15 protein-coding genes are annotated in these 24,680 nt (G+C 75.6%); 12 read left to right on the forward strand and 3 right to left on the reverse strand.

What is annotated here, in order from left to right; all coding sequences use genetic code 11:
• Positions 1-26 precede the first annotated feature (26 nt).
• A complete protein-coding gene (locus ACFVUY_RS13935; protein WP_387694913.1) occupies positions 27-689 on the reverse strand; it encodes a TetR/AcrR family transcriptional regulator in 663 nt (220 codons plus the stop codon).
• A gap of 220 nt (positions 690-909) precedes the next feature.
• Here ACFVUY_RS13935 and ACFVUY_RS13940 point away from each other — a divergent pair, with 220 nt between their 5' ends.
• The 5 genes from ACFVUY_RS13940 (at position 910) to moeZ (ending at position 7,623) form a co-directional block, all read left to right on the forward strand.
• Positions 910-1,812, forward strand: a complete 903-nt coding sequence (locus tag ACFVUY_RS13940) for an alpha/beta fold hydrolase (RefSeq protein WP_380539945.1) — start codon at positions 910-912, stop codon at positions 1,810-1,812.
• Between the two features lie 543 nt (positions 1,813-2,355).
• Complete coding sequence (locus ACFVUY_RS13945) at positions 2,356-3,987, forward strand: DUF3492 domain-containing protein (protein WP_387729824.1); 1,632 nt, start codon at positions 2,356-2,358, stop codon at positions 3,985-3,987.
• Positions 3,987-5,090: a hypothetical protein gene (locus tag ACFVUY_RS13950; protein ID WP_387729827.1), complete on the forward strand. Its 1,104-nt coding sequence runs from the start codon at positions 3,987-3,989 to the stop codon at positions 5,088-5,090. The genes ACFVUY_RS13945 and ACFVUY_RS13950 overlap by 1 nt, the downstream gene beginning before the upstream one ends.
• A gap of 136 nt (positions 5,091-5,226) precedes the next feature.
• Complete coding sequence (locus ACFVUY_RS13955) at positions 5,227-6,216, forward strand: NAD-dependent epimerase/dehydratase family protein (RefSeq protein ID WP_380539953.1); 990 nt, start codon at positions 5,227-5,229, stop codon at positions 6,214-6,216.
• A gap of 228 nt (positions 6,217-6,444) precedes the next feature.
• Entirely contained in the window at positions 6,445-7,623 is a 1,179-nt protein-coding gene (gene moeZ, locus ACFVUY_RS13960; RefSeq protein ID WP_387694916.1) for an adenylyltransferase/sulfurtransferase MoeZ, read from the forward strand.
• Positions 7,624-7,711: 88 nt separating this feature from the next.
• Here the strand turns inward: moeZ and ACFVUY_RS13965 are convergent, their stop codons facing one another.
• The gene (locus tag ACFVUY_RS13965; RefSeq protein ID WP_387729829.1) at positions 7,712-10,519 is read right to left on the reverse strand and encodes a flippase-like domain-containing protein; all 2,808 of its coding nucleotides are present in this window, start codon (positions 10,517-10,519) and stop codon (positions 7,712-7,714) included.
• A 135-nt stretch (positions 10,520-10,654) separates the two neighbouring features.
• On the opposite strand from ACFVUY_RS13965, the gene ACFVUY_RS13970 reads away from it, so the two are divergent.
• The 4 genes from ACFVUY_RS13970 to ACFVUY_RS13985 all read left to right on the forward strand — a co-directional run bounded on the left by ACFVUY_RS13970 (position 10,655) and on the right by ACFVUY_RS13985 (position 19,188).
• Entirely contained in the window at positions 10,655-11,005 is a 351-nt protein-coding gene (locus ACFVUY_RS13970; protein WP_387694918.1) for an MGMT family protein, read from the forward strand.
• Positions 11,006-11,139: 134 nt separating this feature from the next.
• On the forward strand, positions 11,140-14,460 hold the full coding sequence (locus tag ACFVUY_RS13975; protein WP_387729831.1) for an ATP-dependent helicase: 3,321 nt from the start codon (positions 11,140-11,142) through the stop codon (positions 14,458-14,460).
• A gap of 58 nt (positions 14,461-14,518) precedes the next feature.
• Positions 14,519-17,785 carry a UvrD-helicase domain-containing protein gene (locus ACFVUY_RS13980; protein ID WP_387729834.1) on the forward strand — a complete coding sequence of 1,089 codons (3,267 nt, stop codon included), beginning with the start codon at positions 14,519-14,521 and terminating at the stop codon, positions 17,783-17,785.
• A 191-nt stretch (positions 17,786-17,976) separates the two neighbouring features.
• Positions 17,977-19,188: a PP2C family protein-serine/threonine phosphatase gene (locus tag ACFVUY_RS13985; RefSeq protein ID WP_387694921.1), complete on the forward strand. Its 1,212-nt coding sequence runs from the start codon at positions 17,977-17,979 to the stop codon at positions 19,186-19,188.
• Positions 19,189-19,203: 15 nt separating this feature from the next.
• Here ACFVUY_RS13985 and ACFVUY_RS13990 read toward each other — a convergent pair whose 3' ends face one another.
• The gene (locus ACFVUY_RS13990; protein ID WP_387694922.1) at positions 19,204-20,175 is read right to left on the reverse strand and encodes an endonuclease/exonuclease/phosphatase family protein; all 972 of its coding nucleotides are present in this window, start codon (positions 20,173-20,175) and stop codon (positions 19,204-19,206) included.
• Positions 20,176-20,254: 79 nt separating this feature from the next.
• On the opposite strand from ACFVUY_RS13990, the gene ACFVUY_RS13995 reads away from it, so the two are divergent.
• The 3 genes from ACFVUY_RS13995 (at position 20,255) to ACFVUY_RS14005 (ending at position 24,571) form a co-directional block, all read left to right on the forward strand.
• Positions 20,255-20,881 carry a PadR family transcriptional regulator gene (locus ACFVUY_RS13995; RefSeq protein WP_387694923.1) on the forward strand — a complete coding sequence of 209 codons (627 nt, stop codon included), beginning with the start codon at positions 20,255-20,257 and terminating at the stop codon, positions 20,879-20,881.
• A 70-nt stretch (positions 20,882-20,951) separates the two neighbouring features.
• The gene (locus ACFVUY_RS14000; RefSeq protein WP_387729836.1) at positions 20,952-21,716 is read left to right on the forward strand and encodes an ABC transporter ATP-binding protein; all 765 of its coding nucleotides are present in this window, start codon (positions 20,952-20,954) and stop codon (positions 21,714-21,716) included.
• The gene (locus ACFVUY_RS14005; protein WP_387729838.1) at positions 21,713-24,571 is read left to right on the forward strand and encodes an FtsX-like permease family protein; all 2,859 of its coding nucleotides are present in this window, start codon (positions 21,713-21,715) and stop codon (positions 24,569-24,571) included. The genes ACFVUY_RS14000 and ACFVUY_RS14005 overlap by 4 nt, the downstream gene beginning before the upstream one ends.
• Positions 24,572-24,680: the final 109 nt, after the last annotated feature.

A 24,680-nucleotide genomic window follows, 5' to 3' on the forward strand; every position in this document is an offset into this window, starting at 1 on the left:
TCCCCGGCCCGACGAAGGTCGGTGGATCAGCCCTGGTGGGCGGCACCCTCGCCGGACTGCTCGCCCGGGTGCATCGGGAAGCCCTTCAGGCCGCGCCAGGACAGGCTGGCGACCAGCCGCACCGCCTCGTCGCGGGGGATCTCCAGGCCCTGCGAGAGCCAGTACCGGGCGGTGATCTGGGCCAGGCCGCAGACCCCGGCGGCGAGCAGCTTGGACTCCGCCTCGGGCAGGTCGGTGTCCTCCTGGATCACCTTGCTGACCAGCGTCGCGCTCGCCTCGGAGGCCCGCTCGACCCGCTCGCGCACGGCCGGCTCGTTGGTCAGGTCCGACTCGAAGACCAGCCGGAAGGCGCCGGACTCGCTGGAGACGTAGTTGAAGTACGCCTCCATGGTGTTGGCCACCCGCTGCTTGTTGTCGTTGGTCGCCGACAGCGCCTCGCGGGTCGACTCGACCAGGGCGTCGCAGTGCTTGTCCAGCAGCGCCAGGTAGAGGTCCAGCTTTCCGGGGAAGTGCTGGTAGAGCACCGGCTTGCTCACCCCGGCGCGGTCGGCGATGTCGTCCATGGCGGCCGCGTGGTAGCCCTGCGCGACGAACACCTCCTGGGCGGCACCGAGCAGTTGTTCACGGCGGGCGCTTCGCGGCAGGCGGGCACCGCGCGGGCGCTCCTGCGCCTCCTGGATGGCCGTCACGGCGCTCCTCACTTCGGGTCTGTTCGCTGCTGCAGGATGGCCGATTCTACTTTTCGGTAACCGCGCCCGCGTTCGGCGAAGGCGAGAAAAGACGATCGGCCTGGTTGTCAGGAGCCCACAATACGGCGCTGACCTCGGCCTCGGCAGTGGTGGGACGGAGGCGGCCCACGGCCCGACCACCCCGGCGCTTCCGGGGCGGGGCTCACTACCATCGTCCACCATGAGCAGCGCTGAGCAGCAGGTACGTACGGTCGAGGTCCCCGGCGCGGTGCTCGCGGTGCACCGGCCCGCCGCCGACGGCGTCGCCGACGGGCGCGAGCCCGGGCTCTTCGTGCACGGCCTCGGCGGCTCGGCCGCCAACTGGGAGGCCCTGATGGGCCGGCTCTCCGGGCACGTCGACGGCGAGGCCGTGGACCTGCCCGGCTTCGGCCGCTCCCACCCGCCCACCGACGGCAACCTCACCGTCTCCGGCCACGTCCGTGCGGTGATCGGCTACCTGGAGGCCTCCGGCCGCGGTCCGGTCCACCTGTTCGGCAACTCGCTGGGCGGCGCGGTCGCCGTCCGGCTGGCGGCCGTGCGCCCGGATCTGGTGCGCAGCCTCACCCTGGTCTCCCCGGCGCTGCCCGAGCTGCCCCCGCAGCGCTCCGCCTGGCCGACCGGTCTGCTCGCGGTGCCCGGCGTGCCGGCGGTGCTGCGCCGGCTGTCCGCGGGCGGGCGCGACGCGGAGGCGGCCACCGAGGACCTGCTGCGGCTGGTCTACGGCGCTCCGGAGAGCCTGAGCCCGGAGACCCGGGCCCAGGCGGTCGCCGAGTACCGGCGCCGGCTGGAGGTGCCGCACGCGATGCAGGCGCTGGTCGGCTCAGCCCGCGGCATCGTCTCGGCGTACACCGAGCGCGGCGACCAGGCGCTGTGGCGGCAGGCCGAACGGGTCGGGGCGCCGGTGCTGCTGGTGTACGGGCTGCGCGACAAGCTGGTCTCCTACCGCTCGGCCCGCCGCGCCTGCGCGGCCTTCACGGACGCCCGGCTGCTGGTGCTGCCGGAATCCGGGCACGTGGCGATGATGGAGCACCCCGACGAGGTCGCCCGGGCGGTACGGGAGCTGATCGCGCACACCACCGGCTGAGCGCACACCACGGGCCGAGCGCACGTCACCGGCCGAGCGCACGGCGCGGGTGGGGCGCGCGCCGCGGCGGGCCGATCGCGCGCCCGGGCGGGGCCGCGCGGGCGGCCGCGCATACCGCCCGGTAACGGCCCGGACCGGGTCGAGGTCACGGCGGTTCACTCGATCAGGTGGCAGGCAGGCATGTGACCGATGGATCGGCCAGGGCCGGTCCTACCTTTCTGCTGTCGGACCGAACAGGTGTGGGGGAGTCGCGGCCGCCGGAGGAACCGGAGGGCGGCCGCGGCCGAGGGGTTCCGGCGGGCCGGGCCCGACCGCCGAAGCGGGCGGGAGCCCGGGGGAACGGAACGCGGCGCGGCCGCGGCCGGGCCGCCGGCGGGCCGCACGGAGGCACCGCGGCGCCGACCCGGGCCGACCGGACCTCCCTTCCCCGACCGTTCCCGCCGTCGTGCGGGGGCGCCCCGGGCGACCGCCCGGGCCGCCCGGACATCCGTCGATCCGTCCGTGATCCCGCCCAGCGAATCCGCTCTGCCCTGGAGGTCTCCCGTGCGCGTTGCCCTGCTCACCGAGGGTGTCCGTCCGCATTCCCGGCGTGGTGCCGGGGGCTGGTGCGAGCGGCTGGCCGAGGGCCTGCCGGAGCACGGGTTCGAGCTGTACCTGCTGACCGGTCCGCGGCCGGGGCCGGTCCGGCGGGCCCCGGACACCGCGGAGCGGCTGCCGGCCGCCCTGCGCGGCCCGCACGAGCTGGCGCTGTGGGGGCGCCGGCCGGGCGGCCGCGCGCCCGGCGCGGTGCGCAGACGCCGGTACGCCGGGGCGTACGAACAACTGGTGCGGGCCCTGGTGCTGCCCGCGGAGAGAGCCGGCTTCGGGCCCGGGCTGTACCGGCTGGCGGCGCTCGCCCGGGAGGACGGCGGGCTGCCCGCCTTCCTGGCCTCCGCGCACGCCCGCCGGCTGCTGGAGCGGACCTGGCGGCTGCCCGGCGCGGACACCTCGGCCGGGCAGCCGCTGGTCTGCGACGTGCTGGTCGCGGCGGACCTGCTGGAACAGTGCCTGCGCCCGCTGTCCGCGCCCTGGTACGGCACCGGCCCCGGCGGCCTCGGCGCGGCCGACCTGTGCCACGTGGTCGGTGGCGGTCCGGCCGCGCTGCCCGCCCTGGTGGCCCGGCACCTGCACGGGGTGCCGTTCGTGGTCACCGAGCACGGCCTGCACCTGCGCGAGCAGTACCTCGGCTACCGCGAGGCGCCGTACCGGTGGCCGGTCCGCGCCCTGCTGCTGTCCTTCTTCCGGGCGCTCACCGGGGAGACCTACCGGCAGGCCGCGATACTCACCCCCGGCAGTGCCCACGACCAGCAGTGGCAGCGCCGCTGCGGGGCCGACCCGGCGCGCACCCGGGTCGTGTACGAGGGCACGCCGGCGGTGGACCGCCCGGCCGCCGGGCCGGAGCCCGCGGCGCCGACCCTGGTGTGGGCGGGCGCGCTGGAGCCGGGCCGGGACCTCGAACTCGCGCTGCACGCCCTGGCCCGGGTCCGCGCCGAACTGCCCGGCGCCCGGCTGGTGGTGTACGGCGAGGAGGCGGCGCCCGGCTACCGGGCGCACTGCGCGGCGGTGGCCGAACGGCTGGGAGTGGCCCCGGCGGTGGACTTCGCCGGGCGGCCCGGCTCCCTCGCCGGGGCCTGGGAGTCGGGCACGGTGACGGTCTTCTCGGGGCTCTCCCAGCGCAGCCCCCGGCTGCTCGCGGACGCGATGCTCAGCGGCCGGGCGGTGGTCTCCACCGATGTCGGGGTGGCCCGCGAGGTGGTCGGGCCGACCGGGCTGCTGGTGCCCGCCCGCGATCCGCGCGCCCTGGCCGGCGCGTGCCTGGCGCTGCTGCGCGACGAGGAGCGGCGGGGCCGGCTCGGGCTGGCCGGGCGGCTGCGGGCGCAGGAACGCTTCGCCGTGGAGCCGGTGATCGGCGCGTTCCGGGAGATCTACCTGGAGCTGGTCTCGCAGTACCCGGCCTTCCCCGGTGGCGGGGGCGGCGGGGAGGGCGGGCCCGCGCCGCGCCCGTTCGCCCGTCCCGCCGAGTACTGGCTGGCCGACGGCCCGCGCGGGGGCGGCACCCCGGAGGAGGGGAACGCGAACCCGGACGGGGTGCGGGAGCCGGCCGGGCGGCGGGCCGAACTCGCGGAGGCCCGCTGATGCCGGGCGGGACCCTGCTCGGCGGCGGCGCGGACCCGGTGCGCGAGGTGATGGCGGAGCACCGCGGGCTGTGCGAGCGCGCCGTCGACCCGCTGGAGATCGCCGCCGGACTGGAGGAGGCCGGGCTCGGCCCGGACACCGCAGCCCGCTGCCGGCACGCCGACCTCTTCTCGCTGGCCGAGGAGTTGTACGCCCGGGTGCCCCGCCGCCCGCCGGCGCCCCGGCCGGTGGAACGGCGTACGGGCGGAGCCGCCGCCCGGGCCGCGCTGACCGCCGCCGCGCTGGCCGCGCTGCCCTGCGCGGGGGTGGCCGCGCTCGGGCCGCGCTGGCCGGTGCTGCTGTCCGCCGCCGTCCCGCTGGTGCTGCTGCCCGCGCTGACCGCGCCGTCCCCGGCCGATCCCGGCCCGCCGTGCGCCGGACCCGTCCGCCCGCCGGACGCCATGGGGCCGGGGCCGGCCGGGGCACCGGCGCCCCGGCCGCTCCCGGGCTCCCGGCTGCGCCCGGCGGCGCTGGGCCACGGGCTGGGCCTGGCCGCGCTGCTGCTGCTCCCCTCGGCCGTACCGGGCGGGGACCGTCCGCAGGCCGTCGCGCTGGTGCTGGCGGCGGCGGTCTCGGTCGGGGCGGCCGAGCGGACGGCCCGCTGGTACCGGCAGGTCGGTCGCGGCCACCTGGGCACGGCGGGCACCCTGGCCGAGTTCCGGGCCCGGATGCGGCCGGTGCTCCCGGTCGCGCTGGCCCTGCACCTGGCGGTGCTCGGGGTGCTGAGCTTCGCCGCGCTGGCCGTGCTGGCCGTCGTCGCGCCGCGCCCCGGGCCGGGCCACGGCGGCGGGCCGCTGCACCTGGCGGTCGAGCGGGCCGGCCCCGCCCAGTGGGCGGCGCAGGGCGTGCTGGGCCTGCTGCTGGTGCTGCCGGTGCTGCTGGCGCGGTGCGGCCGGCCGGCCGCCGCCGCGGCGGGGGCGTCGGCCGGGGCCGCCGCGGTGCTCGGGCCGCTCGCCCTGGGGCGCTCCGCCCCGGAGGCCTGGCTGCTCGGCGGCGGCACCGTCGCGGCGGCGCTGCTGGCGTACGCCTGGGCGGTGCTCGGCCGGGCCGGTTCGCATCGCTGAGCGCCGTCCGCCGACGCCGTCCACCCGCTCCGTCGATCCACCGCGGGGATCCGCCGCGTGATCCCCGATCTCGTCCCGTTCGTTGAACTCAGTCCGCCAGGTCGTCCCGAACTGGCTTCGTGGAAGGACACCCCCGATGAGGGTGCTGCTGCTGGGCGCCGACGGCTTCATCGGCCGCCGGGTCACCGATCGTCTGCTGATGGACCAGGAGTTGCAGGTGACGGTGCTCGGCCGGCGCGACTCGGCCGACATCCGCTTCGACCTGACCACGGGGAGCCCGGGCGCGCTGGCCCGGTTCCTGGACGCGGTCGCGCCGCAGGTGGTGATCAACTGCGCGGGCGCCACCTACGGCAGCTCGCGCACCCTGATCCGGTCGAACACGCTGGCCGTCGCGACCGTCTGCGAGGCCATCCGGCGCAGCCGGGAGCCGGCCCGGCTGGTGCACGTCGGCTCGGCCGCCGAGTACGGGCCGGTGCCCGGCGGGGTGCCGGTGTCCGAGCAGGCCGAGCCGCGGCCGGTCGGCCCGTACGGGGTGTCCAAGCTGGCCGGGACGGAGCTGGTGCTGGCCTCCGGGCTGGACGCGGCGGTGCTGCGGGTGTTCGACGTGGTGGGCCCGGGGGCGCCGACCGCCTCGCTGTTCGGGCGGCTGGCCGAGGGCCTGCGGCGGGCGCTGGAGCGGGACGAGCACCAGGTGCGGATGCCGGACCTGTCCGGATACCGGGATTTCGTGGATGTGCGGGACGTCGCGCGGGCCGTCCGGGCGGCCGCGGTGTCGGCCGCCACCGGGGTGATCAACATCGGCAGCGGGCACGCCGTGCGGGCCCGGGACGCGGCCCAGCTGCTGGTGCGGGCCTCGGGCTTCGAGGGGCAGATCGTCGAGGAGAACCGGCAGGTCCTGCTGCCCGCGCAGGCCGCCGGGGCGGGCGGCGACCACCTGCCCGGCCACCACCTGCCGGGGCACCGGCCGGAGGGGCACCGCCCGGAGGGCCGGGCGGTGCCGGGCGAGCCGGTGCCGTGGCGGCAGGCGGACGTGCGCACCGCCCGGGACCGTCTCGGATGGCGGACGCAGGTGCCGCTGGAGGAGTCGCTGGGCGACGTGTGGCTGGAGACGGCCTGCCGGGTGTGAGCGCGCCGCGCGGTGCCCCGGGCCCGTCAACCACGGGCTCGGGGCGCTTTTCCGGGGCCCCGCCGCCGGTTCCACGATCCGGTGTCGCCCGTCTCGCCCATCGGACGGGCTGTCTCGGAATAGCGAGGGGGCGTGACACTGTTGGCCTAGACAGCCACCCGAGTGGCGGAGCAGCAACCCGCAGCGCGGTTGGCCCTGGCCACCCGAACAAGACCCATCGGAGTCCCCGTGTCGTTGCCACCCCTGGTCGAGCCGGCCGCCGAGCTCACCGTTGACGAGGTCCGCCGGTACTCCCGCCACCTGATCATCCCGGACGTGGGCATGGCGGGGCAGAAGCGGCTGAAGAACGCCAAGGTGCTGTGCGTCGGCGCCGGCGGCCTCGGCTCGCCGGCCCTGCTGTACCTGGCCGCCGCCGGTGTCGGCACGCTGGGCATCGTCGAGTTCGACGTGGTCGACGAGTCGAACCTGCAGCGCCAGGTGATCCACGGTCAGTCGGACGTCGGCCGGTCCAAGGCGGAGTCGGCCCGCGACTCGGTCAAGGAGATCAACCCGTACGTCGACGTGGTGCTGCACGAGGAGCGCCTCGACAACTCCAACGTCATGGAGATCTTCTCCGGCTACGACCTGATCGTGGACGGCACCGACAACTTCGCCACCCGCTACCTGGTGAACGACGCCGCGGTGCTGCTCGGCAAGCCGTACGTGTGGGGCTCGATCTACCGCTTCGACGGCCAGGCCAGCGTGTTCTGGGCCGAGCACGGCCCCTGCTACCGCTGCCTCTACCCGGAGGCCCCGCCGGCGGGCATGGTCCCCTCCTGCGCCGAGGGCGGCGTGCTCGGCGTGCTGTGCGCGTCCATCGGCTCGATCCAGGTCAACGAGGCGATCAAGCTGCTCGCCGGCATCGGCGACCCGCTGGTCGGCCGGCTGGTGATCTACGACGCCCTGGAGATGAACTACCGCCAGGTGAAGGTCCGCAAGGACCCGAACTGCGCCGTCTGCGGCGAGAACCCGACGGTCACCGAGCTGATCGACTACGAGGCCTTCTGCGGCGTCGTGTCGGAGGAGGCGCAGGCCGCCGCCGCCGGTTCGACCGTCACCTCGCAGCAGCTCAAGCAGTGGCAGGACGACAAGGAGGACATCTACCTCATCGACGTCCGCGAGCCCGGCGAGTACGAGATCGTCAACATCCCCGGCGCGGTGCTGATCCCGAAGAACGAGTTCCTGATGGGCGACGCGCTGGAGAAGCTGCCGCAGGACCGGAAGATCGTGCTGCACTGCAAGTCGGGCGTGCGCTCGGCCGAGGTGCTGGCCGTGGTGAAGGCCGCCGGCTTCGGCAACGCCGTGCACCTGGGCGGCGGCGTGCTCGGCTGGGTGAACCAGATCGAGCCGCACAAGCCGGTCTACTGACCGACGCCCCCACCGTGGAAGGGCCCGCCGTCCGGCGGGCCCTTTTCCGTGCTCCGGTGCGGGGGAGGTCAGCGGTGCCCGGGGCGGCTCAGAGCGCCTTCTTGCGCTGGAGCACGTTGTAGGCGATCCAGCCCGGCAGCACCGGCAGCCAGAAGGTGAGCGCCCGGTAGAGGAAGACCGCCGGGGTGGCGATCGTGGGGGAGACGTCGGCGACGGTCAGGGCGCCGATCAGGGCGACCTCGACCGGGCCGATGCCGCCGGGGGTGGGGATCGCCGAGCCGGCCGCGTTGGCGGTCAGGAAGACCACCGCGACGGCCGAGAAGCTGACGTCGCCGCCGAAGGCCTGCACCGAGAAGTCCAGGCAGGCGGTGAAGGAGAGGGTCAGCAGCAGGATGCCGCCGAAGCCGGTGACCAGCTTGCTGGGCGTCTGCATCAGGTCGAGCATCCGCGGCACCACGCCGAAGAACAGCGAGCGCAGCCGGCCCAGCACGAACCGGCGCAGCGGTGCGACGGCGGCCACCACCAGGGCGAGCACGGCGGCGCTCAGCACGCCGATGATCACCGCGCGGGAGGCGGAGAGGTCGCCGTTGGTCTGGCTGCCGGTGATCAGGCCGAAGCTGAACAGCAGCAGCAGGTGCCCGGCCAGGCCCGCCAGTTGGGAGGCGCCGACCGAGGCCACCGCCTGGCCGGAGCGGATGCCGGCCCTCTGCAGGTACCGGGTGTTGAGCGCGATGCCGCCGATCGCGGCGGGGGCGACCAGCTTGACGAAGGAGCCGGCCAGCTGGGCGGCGACGGTGCGCCGGAACGGCAGCCGCTCGGGGACGAAGCCGGTCAGGCTCATCGCGGCGGCGACGTAGCTGAAGGCGGCGGCGAGCAGGGCGGCCGCGGCCCAGGCCCAGTTCATCTGGGAGAGCTTCAGCTGGGCCGGCTTGATGGTGGTCAGGGCCAGGTAGGCGGCGAAGGTCAGCGCGATCACCATGATCAGGCTCTTCGGCTTCAGCCGTTCCAGCTTGACCGGGGCCATCGGGGCCTCGGGGGCGATCTGGAGGATCTGGCCGCGGATGCGGCTCAGCAGGTCCTCGCCGGCCACCGCGATGTCCTCCTCGGCCTGCTGCTGGGTGCGCTCGCCGGCCGCGACCTGCTCCAGCGCCCTGGCCCGGGCGGCGGTCTTGCGCTCCTTGGTGAGCTTGGCGAGGTCGACCCGGGTGGAGCGGCTCATCCCGACCGGCTGGAGCAGCGGCAGCGCCTGGGCGACCCGCTCGGCGCCGAGCACCGCGTTGGCGGTGGCGACGGCGCGCTCCGGGCCGATCCGCAGCGCGAAGGTGGTGAGCAGCTGGGCGACGTCGATGCGCAGCGTCAGGTCGGTGGCGGCGATGTCGCCGCCGGAGAGATTGACCAGGCAGCCGGTGCGCTCGTCCACCACCAGCAGCGACTCGCCGGTGAGCCGGCGGTGGGCGATCCGGCGCTCGTGCAGGGCGGCCACCGACTGCCAGACCGAGGCCATCACCGGGTCGGTGACCTCCTCGTCGGCCAGCTCGTCCAGGGTGCGGCCCTCGACGTTCTCGTACACCAGGATCGCGGCGTCCGGGCCGAGCTCGGAGGTGGCGACCAGCTGCGGCGCGCGGGCGCCCGAGGCGGCCGCCGCGTACGCGATCAGGGCCTCCTGCTCCAGCGCCTGGCGCAGCGACTGGGGGCTGCGGCGCACCGCGACCGAGCGCAGCCGCAGCCGCCGCCAGGCCCGGTAGAAGAAGCCGGAGGCCTGCTGCTCGCGGTCGATGATGTGCACGTCCAGCGGGGGCCCGCCCTGCTGGGTGACGTGGTAGCGGCGGGTGCCGCCGGGGGCGTCGGGGGCGCGCACGGCGCCGGCCGGGGTGAAGCCGACCTTGCGCAGGCCGATCATCAGGTGCTGGCCGGTGGGCCGGATGTTGGGGGAACCGATCGCGTACAGCGTGCCGTAGGCGACGGACCAGCCGATCAGCACGGTGAGCATCAGCGACAGCGGGGTGGTGTAGCCGCCGAGCAGCTCGGTGACCCCGCTGAAGACCACCACCACCCACAGGGCGACCCGCCAGCGGGGTCTGCTCGACATGCCGACGGCGGTCATGTAGGCGATCACCGGGGCGAGGTAGCCGTGCACCGGGTCGGTGAGGGTGCCGTTGCTGTCCAGCGGCAGCCGGGTCAGCGCGTCCCGGGTGTGTTCGGAGGCGCCCTCGGCCACCCACCAGTCGATGCCGAGCGAGACGCCGTACGCCAGCACCGAGGCGAGCACGCCGTCGGCGACCCGCAGGCCGTCGCGTTTGATCAGCCGTTCGACGGCGAAGGCCAGCGGTACGGCGAGCACCGCGACGCTGGAGAGCAGGCCGGTGATGGTGGAGAACACCGCGGAGAAGTGCGGCGCGTTGGAGGCGATGTCCTGCTCGATGCCGCTGGTGGTCCCGGTGGCGATGCCGGCCAGCACGAAGACGGCGACTATCCCGAGGACGCCGGCCAGGAAGCGGATCAGGTCGGACGGGCGGTGCGCGCGGGCGGCGAGCAGCGGCTCGTCGACGTCCAGGTGCGGGGCCTCGTCCAGCGGGTCGTGGTCCAGGGGGGCGTGGTCCGGCGGCTCGGTGTCCTCGGGCGGGACGGCGGGGACGGCGGGGGCTTTCGGGCCGCCGGCCGCCGGCGCCGGGAGCGCCGGTTCCGGGGCCGAGGTGGTCTCGGCCGCTGGGGGGCCGGGCTGTTCGGGGGCCTTCGCGGGTGCGGGGGTCTTGATCGTTCGGTCCTTGATCAGGGAGACTTCCGGCGTCGGGCCCGGTTCGGGCCGGCCTTCGCTCTCGTTCCCGGGCGTCGACGGCACGGCGGAGGCGGACTCGTCGGAGTCCTTGTCCACGCCCACGTCAGCCGTCCCGGTCATCTGGTCTTGTCCTCGTATCACCACTCACCGCCCCGGAAGATGGTGGCATGCCCCGGCGTCCCGTGCGGGACAGGGGGCGGATCGGGCGCGGCGGATCGTACGCACCGGGCCACGGACGCGCCCCTGTAAGGAAGAATGCCGCAGGTGACGGACGCAACACACGACGGTCTTCCGGACGCCCTGCCGCCGTTCGCCGAACTGGTGCTCGACCTGACCGAGCGGATTCCACCCGGCAGGGTGATGACCTACGGCGACGTCGCCGAATACCTCGGCCAGGGCGGCCCCCGGCAGGTCGGCCGGGTCATGGCACTGTACGGCGGCTCGGTGCCCTGGTGGCGGGTGATCCGCGCGGACGGCCGCCTGCTGCCCGGGCACGAGCAGCGCGCCCTCGCCCACTACGGCGACGAGGGCACCCCGCTGCGCGAACTCGCCGACCCGCCCCGGGTCGACCTCGGGCGGGCCCGCTGGGACGGCTCGCCGGCGTAGACCGCGGCCGGGTCGCATTGTGCCGAAACCGCCGCGCGGACGGGAATGACGGGGCAGGATCGTAGGCTCGGTACGGGCGGGCCCGACGGGTCCGCCTCCGCCGTGCCCCACCGTTCGACCCCCAGGACCAGTTCGTGAGCTCCCCCTACCGGCTCGTGCGCAGCCCGCTCGTCCAGCCCGACCCACCCGTGCTGGACGCCTACCAGCGCGCCGTGGTCGAGCACACCGGCGGGCCGCTGCTGGTGCTGGCCGGGCCGGGCACGGGCAAGACCACCACCCTGGTCGAGGCGGTCGCCCGGCGGATCGAGGACGGCACCGACCCCGAGCGGATCCTCGTCCTCACCTTCAGCCGCAAGGCCGCCACCGAACTGCGCGACCGGATGTCCGGCCGGCTCGGCGGCGCGGCCGCCGCCCCGCAGGCCACCACCTTCCACTCCTTCTGCTACGCCCTGCTGCGCGCTCACCAGGACCCGGCGGACTACGCCGAGCCGCTGCGGCTGCTCTCCGGCCCCGAGCAGGACGTCATGGTCCGCGAGCTGCTGGCCGGCGGCGCCGAGGACGCCAAGCACGGCAGCACCCGCATCGAGTGGCCACTGGACCTGCGGGCCTGCCTGACCACCCGCGGCTTCGCCGACGAGGTCCGCGCCGTCCTCGCCCGCAGCCGCGAACTCGGACTCGGCGAAGCCGAACTGGAACGCTTCGCGCAGGGCGTCCAGCGCCCCGACTGGGCCGCCGCCGCGCACTTCCTGGCCGACTACCTCGACGTCCTCGACCTGCGCGGCGTCCTCGACTACGCCGAACTCGTCCACCGCGCCGTGCTGCTCGCCGAGCGCCCCGAGGTCGGCGAGCAGCTGCGGCGGCGCTACGAGGTCGTCTTCGTCGACGAGTACCAGGACACCGACCCCTCCCAGGTCCGGCTGCTGCGCCAGCTGGCCGGCGGCGGGCGCGACCTCGTCGCGGTCGGCGACCCGGACCAGTCGATCTACGCCTTCCGCGGCGCCGACATCAACGGCATCCTCGACTTCCCGCAGGCCTTCCGGCGGGCCGACGGCAGCCCCGCCGAGGTCAAGGTGCTGCGGGTCTCCCGCCGCTCCGGCGCCGTGCTGCTCGCCGCCTCCCGGGAAGTCGCCCGCCGGATGCCGATGGGCCGGCTGCCCGCCGACAAGCTCGCCCAGCACCGCGCCCTGCTGCCCTCCCGCGAGGGCGGCAGGGTCGAGGTCTACACCTACCCGACCCCCGGCGCCGAGCTGGACTCGATCGCCGACCTGCTGCGCCGCGCCCACCTGGAGGACGGCGTGCCCTGGGGCGAGATGGCCGTGCTCGTCCGGGCCGGCGCCCGCTCCATCCCCGGCGTGCGGCGGGCGCTCGGCGCGGCCGGCGTCCCGCTGGAGATCGACGGCGACGACCTGCCGCTGCGCGAGGAGCCGGCCGTCGCCCAGCTGCTGCTCGCCCTGCGGGCCTGCGCCGAGCAGGCCGCCCGGGACAGGCAGGGCGACCCGGACGCCCCCGACCCGCTCACCACCGACGTGGCGCACGCCCTGCTCACCGGCCCGCTCGGCGGCCTCGACGGTTCCGACCTGCGCCGGCTCGGCCGCGCCCTGCGCGAGGAGGAACGCGCCGCGCTGCGCGCCGACGGCCGCGCCGCCGCCGTCCCGCGCCCGGCCGCCGAACTGATCCGCGAGGCCCTCGCCGAACCCGAGCGCCTCGTCGCCCTCGACCCCGCGCACGCCCGCCGCGCCCGCGACCTCGGCACCCTGCTGCGCAAGGTCCGCGAACAGCTGGCCGGCGGCTGCACCGCCGAGGAGGCGCTCTGGGAGCTGTGGGACGGCAGCCGGCGCTGGCGCGAGCGGCTGGAACGGGCCGCCCTGCGCGGCGGCGCGGCCGGCCGCAACGCCGACCGCGACCTGGACGCGCTGTGCGCCCTGTTCGAGACCGCCGCCCGGGCCGAGGAGCAGGTCACCGGCCACCGCAGCGCCCTGGACCTGCTCGCCGAGCTCGAAGCCCAGGACATCGCCGCCGACACCCTCACCGTCCGGGCGGTGCGCCCCGAGGCGGTGCGCCTGATGACGGCCCACCGCTCCAAGGGCCTGGAGTGGCGCCTGGTCGTGGTGGCCGGCGTCCAGGACGGCCTCTGGCCCGACCTGCGCCGCCGCGGCTCCCTGCTGGAGGCCGACCGGATCGGCCGCGACGGCCTCGCCGAACCGCTCTCCCCGGGCGCCCTGCTCGGCGAGGAGCGCCGGCTCTTCTACGTCGCCGCGACCCGCGCCAAGGAGCGGCTGATCGTCACCGCCGTCAAGGCCCCCGCCGACGACGGCGACGAACCGTCCCGCTTCCTGCGCGAGCTCTACCGCGAGGACGTCGACCCCCGGACCGGCAAGGTGGTCCGGCGCACCCCGGCGGTCACCGTCGAGGACGTCACCCACCGCCCGCGCCGCCCGCTGTCCGTCGCGGCACTGGTCGCCGAACTGCGCGCCGTCACCGTCGACCCCGCCCGCTCGCCCGAACTGCGCCGCGCCGCCGCCGAACGGCTCGCCACCCTGGCCGCCGCCACCGACGAGGACGGGCTGCCGCTGGTGCCCGCCGCCCAGCCCGAGCGCTGGTGGGGCCTGGACGACCCCACCACCGCCCCCGAACCGCTGCGCAGCGCCGACGTGCCGGTCCGGCTGTCCGGCAGCGGGCTGGAACAGCTGGAGAGCTGCTCCCTGCAGTGGTTCCTGGACAAGGAGGTCAAGGCCCGCGGCACGGGCTCGGCCGCCCAGGGCTTCGGCAACGTGGTGCACGCCCTCGCCGACGAGGTCGGCTCCGGCCGCACCCCCGCCGACCTCGCCGTGCTCATGGAGCGGCTGGACACCGTCTGGGACGCGCTGGCCTTCGACGCGCCCTGGAAGTCCCAGCAGGAGAAGACCGAGGCCCGCGCCGCCCTGGAGCGCTTCCTCAACTGGCACGTCCTGGAGCGCGGCCGGGACCTCGTCGCCACCGAGCACGGCTTCGACGTCACCCTCGACGTCGGCGGCGTCGCGGTGCGCATCCGCGGCTCGATGGACCGGGTGGAGAAGGACGCGGCCGGGCGCGCCTACGTGGTCGACTTCAAGACCGGCAAGCAGATACCCACCGACAAGTCGCTGCCCGAGCACAAGCAGCTCGCCGTCTACCAGCTCGCCGTCCGGGCCGGCGCCCTGAACGAGCTGCCCGGCTTCACCGGGCACCCGCCGGACACCGGCGGCGCCGAACTGGTCCACCTGCGCGAGCCCGCCGCCAAGGCCGCCGCGGACGCCCCCAAGGTGCAGCGGCAGGACCCGCCGGAGGGCGAGCCCTGGATCGAGAACCTGCTCGCCGAGGCGGCCGGGAAGGTCCTCGCCGAGCGCTTCGTCCCGCGGACCGGCGCGGGCTGCGACCGCTGCGCCTTCCGCCGCAGCTGCTCCGCCCAGCGGGACGGCACCCAACTCGTCGAGTAGGGGGCGGGCGGGGAACGGCCGGGCGGGGTTTGTCCGTCGCTCCGGTTACGGTTGCGGGGTGACCGCCGTGCTCAGCCATCCCGACCAGCTCAAGGAGCTGCTGGGGATCCCGTTCAACCGGGAGCAGATGGCGGCCATCGGCGCCCCCCTGGAACCGGCCGTGATCGTGGCCGGCGCCGGCTCCGGCAAGACCACGGTGATGGCCGCCCGGGTGGTCTGGCTGGTCGGCTCCGGTGCCGTACGGCCCGAGGAGGTGCTCGGCCTCACCTTCACCAACAAGGCCGCCGGCGAGCTCTCCGAGCGCGTGCGGGCCTCCCTGCGTCTCGGCGGGCAGGGGGCGCCCCCGGACGAGGACTGGGGGAGGGCGGCCGACCGGGCCGCCGCCGAGCCGCTCGGCGACCCGGAGATCTCCACCTACCACGCCTTCGCCGGGCGCCTGCTCAAGGAGCACGGCCTGCGGATCGGCATCGAGCCGGACGTCCGGCTGCTCGCCGACGCCACCCGCTTCCAGCTTGCCGCCAAGGTGCTGCGCACCGCCCGCGGCCCGTTCCCCGCCCTCACCGGCACCTTCTCCAACCTGGTCGCCGACCTGGCCGCGCTGGACGGCGAACTCGCCGAGCACCTGGTCGAGCCGCAGACCCTGCGCGAGTTCGACGAGCGGCTGCTGGACACCCTCGCCACCGTCAAGCTGACCAACGACGACCTGCGGGCCGTCCCGGTCACCGCCCGGGCCCGGCTGGAGCTGCTGCGCCTCGTCGAGGACTACCGGCGCCGCAAGCGCTCCGCCGGGCTGATGGACTTCGGCGACCAGATCGCCGCCGCCGCCCGCCTGGCCCAGCAGCGCCCGGAGGTCGGGGAGCTGCTGCGCGACCAGTTCAAGGTGGTGCTGCTGGACGAGTACCAGGACACCTCGGTCGCCCAGCGGCTGATGCTCGCGGGCCTGTTCGGCGCCCCCGCCGACGGTGCCCGCACCGGCAGCGGTCACCCGGTGACCGCCGTCGGCGACCCCTGCCAGGCGATCTACGGCTGGCGCGGCGCCTCCGTGGCCAACCTCGACGAGTTCCCCCGGCACTTCCCGAAGGCCGACGGCCGCCCCGCCGCCCGCTACGCGCTCAGCGAGAACCGCCGCAGCGGCGGCCGGCTGCTCGCCTTCGCCAACGAACTCGCCGCCCCGCTGCGGGAGATGCACGAGGGCGTGGAGGCGCTGCGCCCGGCCCCCGGCGCCGAGCGGGACGGCTTCGTGCGGGCGGCGCTGCTGCCCACCCACGCCGAGGAGGTCGACTGGCTGGCCGACTCGATCGCGCACCTGGTGCGCACCGGCACCGCGCCCGGCCGGATCGCCGTGCTGTGCCGCGGCGGCGCGGCCTTCCCGGACATCCACGCCGCGCTGGTCGCCCGGGAGGTGCCGGTCGAGGTGGTGGGCCTGGGCGGGCTGCTGCAGCTGCCCGAGGTGGCCGACCTGGTGGCGGTCTGCGAGGTGCTGCAGGACCCGACCGCCAACGCGGCGCTGGTGCGGCTGCTGATCGGCCCGCGCTGGCGGATCGGCCCGCGCGACCTCGCGCTGCTCGGCCGCCGGGCCGCCGACCTGGTGCGCACCGACCGGCCGGAGGGCGTCGAGGCGCTGGCCGCGGCGGTCGCCGAGGCCGATCCGACCGAGGTGGTCTCGCTGGCCGACGCGGTGGAGACCTTCCTGGACCCCTCGGCCGGTGAGGACGGGAAGCCCGACGAGCTGCCGTTCTCCGCCGAGGCCCGGGTGCGCTTCGCCCGGCTCGCCGTCGAGCTGCGCGAACTGCGGCGCTCGCTCGCCGATCCGCTGATGGACGTGCTGCACCGGGTGCTGTCCGTCACCGGGCTGGAGGTCGAACTCGCCGCCTCCCCGCAGGCCCTGGCAGCCCGGCGGCGGGAGACCCTGTACGCCTTCCTGGACGTCGCCGCCTCCTTCGCCGACCTCGACGGTGACCCGGGCCTCGCCGCCTTCCTCGGCTTCCTGCGCGCGGCCCAGGAGTACGACCGCGGCCTGGACAGCAGCCTGCCCGGCGGCGAGGACACCGTGAAGGTGCTCACCGCGCACAAGTCCAAGGGCCTGGAGTGGGACGTGGTGGCTGTCCCCGGTCTGGTGCGGGGCGCGTTCCCCTCGTCGAGCCCGCGCGAACGCTGGACGAGCACCAAGCGGGTGCTCCCGCACGCCCTGCGCGGCGACGCCGAAACTCTGCCCGACGTCCGCGGCGGGTGGAACGGGAAGTCGATGGCGGCGTTCAAGAAGGAGCTGGCCGACCACTCCGGCGTCGAGGAACTGCGCCTGGGCTACGTGGCGTTCACCCGGCCCAGGTCGCTGCTGCTGGCCTCCGGGCACTGGTGGGGGCCGAGTCAGAAGACCGTCCGCGGCCCGTCCGACTTCCTGGAGCGGCTGCGCGAGCACTGCGAGCGGCCCGGCGCGGGCGAGGTCGAGCACTGGGCCGAGCAGCCGGAGAAGGGCGCCGAGAACCCGGCGCTGGCCGCCCCCGTCGAGCGCCCCTGGCCGCTGCCGCTGGACCCGGCCGCCCAGCACGCCCGCCGCCGGGTCGCCGAGGTGGTGCGCGCCCGGGTGGCGGGGGCGCCCGCCCCCGAAGCCGAGGAGACGGCCCCCGAGGACCAGCGTCAGGTCGCCTCCTGGGACCGCGATCTGACGGCGCTGCTGGGCGAGTTGGAGCGGTCCCGGCGCACCGCGCGGGACGTGCCGCTGCCCGCCGCGCTGTCCGCCACCCAGCTGCTGCGGCTGGCCGCGGACCCGGACGGCTTCGCGCACGAGCTGGCCCGCCCGATGCCGCGCCCCCCGCAGCCGGCGGCCCGGCGCGGCACCCGCTTCCACGCCTGGGTGCAGTCCCGGATCGAGCCGCTGCTGCTGGTCGAGCCCGGTGCGCTGCCCGGCGCCGACGACGACGGCATCGAGGACGAGCAGGACCTGGAGCGGCTCAAGGAGGCGTTCCTGCGCACCCCGTACGCCCGGCGCAAGCCCCACCGGGTGGAGGTGCCGTTCCAGCTGGTGCTGGCGGGTCGGGTGGTGCGGGGACGGATCGACGCGGTCTACCGGGAGGACGACGCGTTGTCGGAATCCGGTGGTGCGTCACGCTACGAAGTGGTGGACTGGAAAACCCATCGGGAGGAGACCGCCGACCCGTTGCAGCTCGCGGTCTACCGGTTGGCCTGGGCCGAGCACGCGGGCGTCGATCCCGAGCAGGTCACGGCGTCGTTCCTGTACGTCCGCAGTGGCCGGATCGTCCGTCCGGCAGGACTTCCCGACCGAAAAGAGTTGGAACGGCTCCTGATCGGGAACAGTGACTATTGAGTCACGCAGAGCATCCAAGTCATCATGCCAGTGCCCGAAACCTGTGCGTCATGCACGTTTCGCGCCTATTGTGGGGTCGGTAACCGGTCAACCCCCGTACTCCGGCCGCCAGCGAGGCCCGCATTCCCTGACCCTCAGTCATCACCGCAGGTGCCCTCGGGCATCGGCGTCTTCTGCTGGAGAGACCGAAGTTGAGTGCGACCGGATGGATCAGAGAGCGGTTCACCGGGCCGACACCGGGGCCCGCTCCGCGCGCGACCGGCACCTGGCCGAGGACGGCGCTGGCGCTGCCGTTCCTCGGCATGGTGCTGATCGTCGCCCTCGACTACCTCAGCGGCACCGAGGTGACGGTCGAACCGGCCCTCACCGCCGTACCCGCGCTGGCCGCCGTGGTCAGCCGCCGAACCTGGTACCCGCTCGCCATCGGTCTGGGCACCGAGGCGGCGGCCTTCCTGATGGCCTTCCGCAGCGACACGCTCGGCGAGTCCGTGCACGCCGCCAGCGTCTTCGCGATCCTGCTCGTCGCCACGATCGGCTGGGTCAGCGCCACCCTGAGGCTGCGCCAGGAACGGGCGCTGGCCGACGCCCAGCTGGTCGCCTCGATCGCCCGCCGGGTGCTCCTGCGGCCCGTCCCCGAACGGGTCGGCACCGTCCGGGCGGCCGTCCACTACGAGGCCGCCGCCGCGCACGCCCGGATCGGCGGCGACCTCTACGAGGTGGTCAACACCCGGCACGGGGTGCGGGCGGTGGTCGGGGACGTGCGCGGCAAGGGCCTCGGCGCGGTGGAGACGGCCGCCGCCGTGCTCGGGGCCTTCCGCGAGGCCGCCCACCAGGAGGCCGCCCTGGACCGGGTGGCCGGCTGGCTGGCCGTCAGCCTCGACCGCGCCCTGCACGAGAACGACCACCCGGGCGTGGAGGAGGAGTTCGTCACCCTGGTGCTGATCGGCGTCGGGCCCGACGGCGCCGCGGAGATCGTCAACTGCGGTCATCCCGCCCCGCTGCTGCTGCGCGGCGGGGAGGTCCGGCCGCTCGAACTCGCCGAGACCGTACCGCCGCTGGGCGTCCTCGACCCGGTCGACGTCCGCCCGCCGGTGCACCGGCTGCTGCTCCAGGGCGACGACCGGGTGCTGCTGTTCACCGACGGGGTGATCGAGGCCCGTGACCGCGCGGGCGTCTTCTACCCGCTCGCCGAACGCTTCCCGCACTGCGCGGCCGGCCGCCCGGCCGACGTCCTGCAACTGCTGCACGAGGACGTGGTGCGCCACGTCGGGCGCCAGCTCGGCGACGACGCGGCCATGCTGCTGCTCCAGTTCGATCCCCCGCACGCGCTCGGGCCGGGGGAGCCCCGGGCCGCCACCACCGTCCACCTCCCGCAGCAGGCCGGGGTCCTGGCGCGCCAGTAGGCGTCCGGGGCCGCCCTACAGCGACACCTCGACCAGCAGCGGGCGGTGGTCCGACACCGTCGCGCGCGGCGCCGCCGCCGGCCCGACCGCCGTGCGCGGCACGCCGATCCCCAGTACGTGGTCGAACTGCACCGCGGGCCGGTGCGAGGGGTAGGTCGGCGTGCGCGCCAGGTCGTACCAGCCCTGCAGGCGGGGGCGCGGTTCGCGCACCCGGCGCCGGCGCGCCTCGGTCAGGGCCGGCCGGGCCCGCCGCGCCGCCCGCAGCTCGCGCACCCGCACCCGCGGCGCGGTGCGCTCCAGCGCCGTCGCCCCGCCGAGCACCGTGCGGGGCACGGCCCCGACCAGGTTGAAGTCGCCCAGTACCAGGTACGGCTGCGGCAGGTCGGCGATCCAGCGCCGGATGCCGGCCAGCTGCGCCATGTTCCAGCCGGGGACGAAGGACAGGTGCGCCGCCACCACGGTGAACGGCCCGCGGTCGCCCTCCAGGACGGCCGCCAGCGCCGCCCGCGGCTCGTCCGGCACCGGGGTCAGTCCGCGCCGCCCGGCCACCCGCAGCGGCAGTCCGAACGGCGCCGGGGCGAACCGCCGGGCCCGCCAGTGCCGCACCGGGAGCCGCGTCAGCAGTGCCGTCCCGTACGAGGGCGGGGCGCCGTCGCCCACCTCGCCCGGCCCGTACACCCGAAGGCCGCCCGGTCCGGACGGCTCCGTCACCCAGCCCGCGACCGGCGCCGGGCGGCCGTGCAGGGCGGCGGCGAAGCGCCAGTCCTTGGCGCCCATGGCCGCGGCGGCCACCGCGGCCTGGTCGGTGCCGCCGGAGCGCGACTGGTACCGGTCGACCTCCTGGAGCGCCAGCACGTCGGCGTCCAGCGCGGCCACCGCGTCGGCCAACGGCTCGCCGGCGTCGGACGGGTAGGGCCGCGGGGCGCCGTCCGGGGCGAGCGGCTGGCCGTGCAGGAGGTTGAAGGTGGCGATGCGCAAGTGGCTCACACCGCACGACGGTACCCGCTCCCCCGACCGGGTGGGCGCGGCTTGAGACGGTAGGGCATACCGGGTATACATACTCGGTATGTCCATCCGTCACGGTCTGCTCGCCCTGCTCGACCAGGGCCCTCGCTACGGCTACCAGCTGCGCACCGAGTTCGAGGCGCGCACCGGCGCCACCTGGCCGCTCAACGTCGGGCAGGTCTACACCACGCTGTCCCGGCTGGAGCGCGACGGGCTGGTCGAGCCCGCGGGGGAGGACGGCGAGGGCCACCAGTTCTACGCCGCCACCGACGCGGGCCGGGAAGAGCTGCGGACCTGGTTCGACACCCCGGTGCCCCGGACCAACCCCCCGCGCGACGAACTGGCGATCAAGCTCGCCATGGCGGTGACCGTCCCCGGGGTCGACGTCTCCGCCGTCGTCCAGGGCCAGCGCCGGCACAGCATCAAGGCGCTCCAGGACTACACCCGGCTCAAGGGCCGCGCCCTCGCGGGGGAGAAGCGCCCCGGCGCGACGCCCTCCGCCAGCAACGACCTGGCCTGGCTGCTCGTCCTCGACCAGCTCATCTTCCAGACCGAAGCCGAGATCCGCTGGCTCGACCACTGCGAGACCCGGCTCGCCCAGCAGGCCGAACTCCTGCAGACCCGCACCGCCGAGGCCGCCCGCGACGGCGCCGCGCCCGCCAAGCGCGGGCGCCGCCTGCGCGCCTGAGCCCCGCGGCAACCGAACCACCATGCTCGGCCCCGACGCCGAGCGCACACCCAGTACGAGGGGGGAATCCATGTCCCACACCCAAGAGGCCCGGCAGATGCCGGTGCTCCACCTGGAGAACGTCACCCGCGTCCACGGCCACGGCGCCGCCGAGGTCCAGGCCCTGCGCGGCGTCGACCTCAAGGTCCACCCCGGCGAGTTCGTCGCCGTCATGGGCCCCTCCGGCTCAGGCAAGTCGACCCTGCTCACCCTGGCCGGCGGCCTGGACACCCCGAGCGGTGGCCGGGTCCTGGTCGAGGGCGTCGCCCTGGGCGAGCTCGACCGCAAGAAGCTCGCCCGGGTCCGCCGCCGCTCCGTCGGCTACGTCTTCCAGGACTACAACCTGATACCGGCGCTCACCGCCGCCGAGAACATCTCGCTGCCGCGCGAACTCGACGGGCTGTCCACCCGCGCCGCCCGCCGCGAGGCCATCGCCGCCCTGGAGGAGCTCGGCATCCCCGAACTCGCCGACCGCTTCCCCGACGACATGTCCGGCGGCCAGCAGCAGCGCGTCGCCATCGCCCGCGCCCTGATCGGCGACCGCCGCCTGGTCCTCGCCGACGAACCCACCGGCGCCCTCGACTCCACCACCGGCGAGGCCGTCCTCGCTGTCCTGCGCGCCCGCTGCGACGCCGGCGCCGCCGCCATGATGGTCACCCACGAGGCCCGGCACGCCGCCTGGGCCGACCGGGTCGTCTTCCTGCGCGACGGCCGGATGGTCGACGAGTCCGTCAGCCAGGACGCCGCCAGCCTGCTCGTCAGCGCCGCCACCAACAGCCTGAAGGTGGACGAGTGAAGCTCAGCGCCTGGCGGGTGGCCCTGCGCATCGCCCGCCGCGACGCCCTGCGCGCCAAGGGCCGCAGCGCCCTCGTCATCGCCATGGTCGCCCTGCCCGTCCTCGGCGTCACCGGCGCCGACGTGGTCTTCCGCAGTGCCGAACTCACCCCCGCCGAACACGCGACGCGGGTCATGGGCCAGGCGGTCGCCGAAGTGCACCTCGTCGAACGCGGCACCTCCGTCAAGCAGGCGCCCGACCCCGAGAAGGGGCTCTCCGTCCAGAGCCCCAAGGACGACGCCAAGAACGGCGAAGCGCCCAAGTACACCCCCGCGCAGCAGCGCTCCCTCGACACCGAACCCGTCGAGCTGGCCCGTCAGTTGCTCCCGGCCGGCGCCGTCCTGGTGCCCGAGCTCTCCGGCCCGTACACCGCCGCGAGCAGCGCCGAGGGCGTGCTCAGCACCCGGGTCAGCGAGGCCGACCTGACCGACCCGGTCTGGCGGGGCCGGATCGACCTCTACCAGGGCCGGGCCCCCGCCTCCGACACCGAGGCCGTCGTCACCCGGGACTTCCTCAAGCGCTCCGGGCTCAGGATCGGCGACAGGACCGCCGTCCGCGGCCTGGAGAACAGCCCCTTCACCATCACCGGCGTCTACGAGTACCCCGGCGAACTGCGGGCCACCGAACTCACCGCCCGCCCCGGCGCCGTGCTCGACCGCCTCCCCAAGCCGTCGGGCGGCTCCGACGCCTCGACCGAGGACCCCGGCGGGACCACCCGCTGGCTGGTCAAGCTCCCGGCCGGAACCCCGATCGACTGGCCGAAGGTCAAGGAGTTCAACGAGCACGGCTTCCAGGTGGCCTCGCGCGCCGTGCTGGCCGACCCGCCGGCCCGCGACGACGTCCCCTACTTCGTCGATCAGAAGCAGGACGGCGGCGGCACCAGCTACTTCAACCGGACCGACATCGTCATCCTCGCCACCGTCGTCGGCATGGCCCTGCTGGAGATCGTCCTCCTCGCGGGCCCCGCCTTCGCCGTCGGCGCCCGGCGCTCCCGGCGGCAGCTCGGGCTGCTCGCCGCCGCCGGCGGTGAGCGCGCCAACGTCCGCGCGGTCGTGCTCGGCGGCGGCATCGTCCTCGGCATCACCGGCGCGGTGCTCGGCCTGGGCCTCGGCATCGGCCTGGTCGCCCTGCTGCGCACCGCCGCCGAGGAACGCTCCGGCCAGCGCTTCGCCCACTTCGCCCTGCCGCCGCTCGACCTGCTCGGCGTCCTCATGGTCGGGCTCGTCACCGGCCTGCTGGCCGCCGTCGTGCCCGCCGTCCAGGCCTCCCGGCAGGACGTCGTCGCCGCGCTCACCGGCCGCGACACCCTCAAGCCGCCGAGCCGCAGGCTCGCCGTCGCGGGACTGCTGACCCTCGGCGGCGGCGCGGCCCTCGCCCTGGCCGGTGCCACCAGCGGCGTCGGCAACCGCAGCTTCGCCGTCCTCGGCGGCTCGGCCCTCGCCGAGCTCGGCATGGTCGCCCTCGTGCCCTACCTGGTCGGCCTGTTCGGCCGGCTCGGCCGCTGGCTCCCGCTCGGCCCCCGGCTCGCCCTGCGCGACTCGGTGCGCCACCGCGGCCGCACCGCGCCCGCGGTGGCCGCCGTGATGGCCGCCGTCGCCGGCTCCGTGGCCGTCAGCGTCTACATCGCCAGCTTCGAGGAGCAGTACCGGCTGGAGTACACCGCCTCCGGTCCGTCCGGGGCCGTCATCCTCGGCAACGGCTGGCTGTCCGACGCCAAGCTGCTGCCGCAGATGCGCGAGGCCGTCGAACGCAGCATCCCCGACCTCGGCCCGCGCGCCGACGTCCGGCGCGTCCAGCCGAAGGTCGACTGCTCCGAGGGCAGCTACTGCGGCTACGTCAGCGTCGCGCTGCCCAAGGAGGACCGCTGCCCGCTCATGGACTCGGGCGACTCCCTCTCGCTGGCCGAGAGCGAGCACGTCATGAGCACCGACAAGCGCTGCCAGACGGACCACCGCCGCAACAACCCGTTCAGCGAGATCACGGCCGGGGACGCCACCCTGCTGCACAACCTCTTCGGAGTCACCGACCCGGCCCCGGGCCAGGCCCTCGCCGCCGGCAAGGCCGTGGTCTTCGACGCCCGCTACATCAAGGCCGGCAAGGTGATCCTCCGGTACAGCAGTCCGGTGATCGGCAGTGGGAACGGCTCCGCGAACAAGCCCGTCATCACCGAGATCGCGGTGGACGCCGTCCTCGCCGAGCCCGCGCTGCCCGCCCCGGCCCAGGCCGTGGTCAGCCAGGACACCGCCACCCGGCTCGGTTTCTCCACCGCCCCGACCGGCTCCGTCTGGCTGCCCGGCGCCATGCCCTCGGACAGCGCCCAGCAGAAGGCCGACGGCGCGCTGACCAAGCTCGTCGACCACGACGTGCTCAAGATCGAGCGGGGCTACGAGTCCCCGGCCGGGCTGATCCAGTTCGGCCTGAACGCCTTCGCCGGCATCGTCGCCCTCGGCGCGGCCGGCATCGCCACCGGACTGGCCGCCGCCGACTCCCAGCGCGATCTGACCACCCTCGCGGCGGTCGGCGCCGAGCCGCGCATCCGGCGCACGCTGTCCGGCTTCCAGTGCGGGGTGATCGCCGCGATGGGCGCCCTGCTCGGTGTGGTCTGCGGCGTGGTGCCGGGAGTGGCGCTGCGCAAGGTCGAGGCCGCGGCGAGCAGCTACCCCGGGATGAGCCCCGAGGAGATCGCCAGCAAGGCGGCCCTGGTCTTCCCGTGGCCCACCATCGCCGCCACCGTGCTGCTGCTGCCGGTGCTCGCGGCCGGGCTCGCGGCGCTGATGACCCGCTCGCGGATCACCCTGCTGCGCCGCTCGGGCTGAGGCCCGCGCCGCCCCGGGGCCCGGGCCGCCCCGGGGCCCGCGTCGGCCCCGGGGCCCCGCGCCCGCTCGCCCCGCCCCCGTCCGTGTCACCCCCGTCCGCGTCCTCGTC

This window comes from Kitasatospora sp. NPDC058063, assembly GCF_042885395.1.
Taxonomy (GTDB): Bacteria; Actinomycetota; Actinomycetes; order Streptomycetales; family Streptomycetaceae; genus Kitasatospora; species Kitasatospora lactacystinica.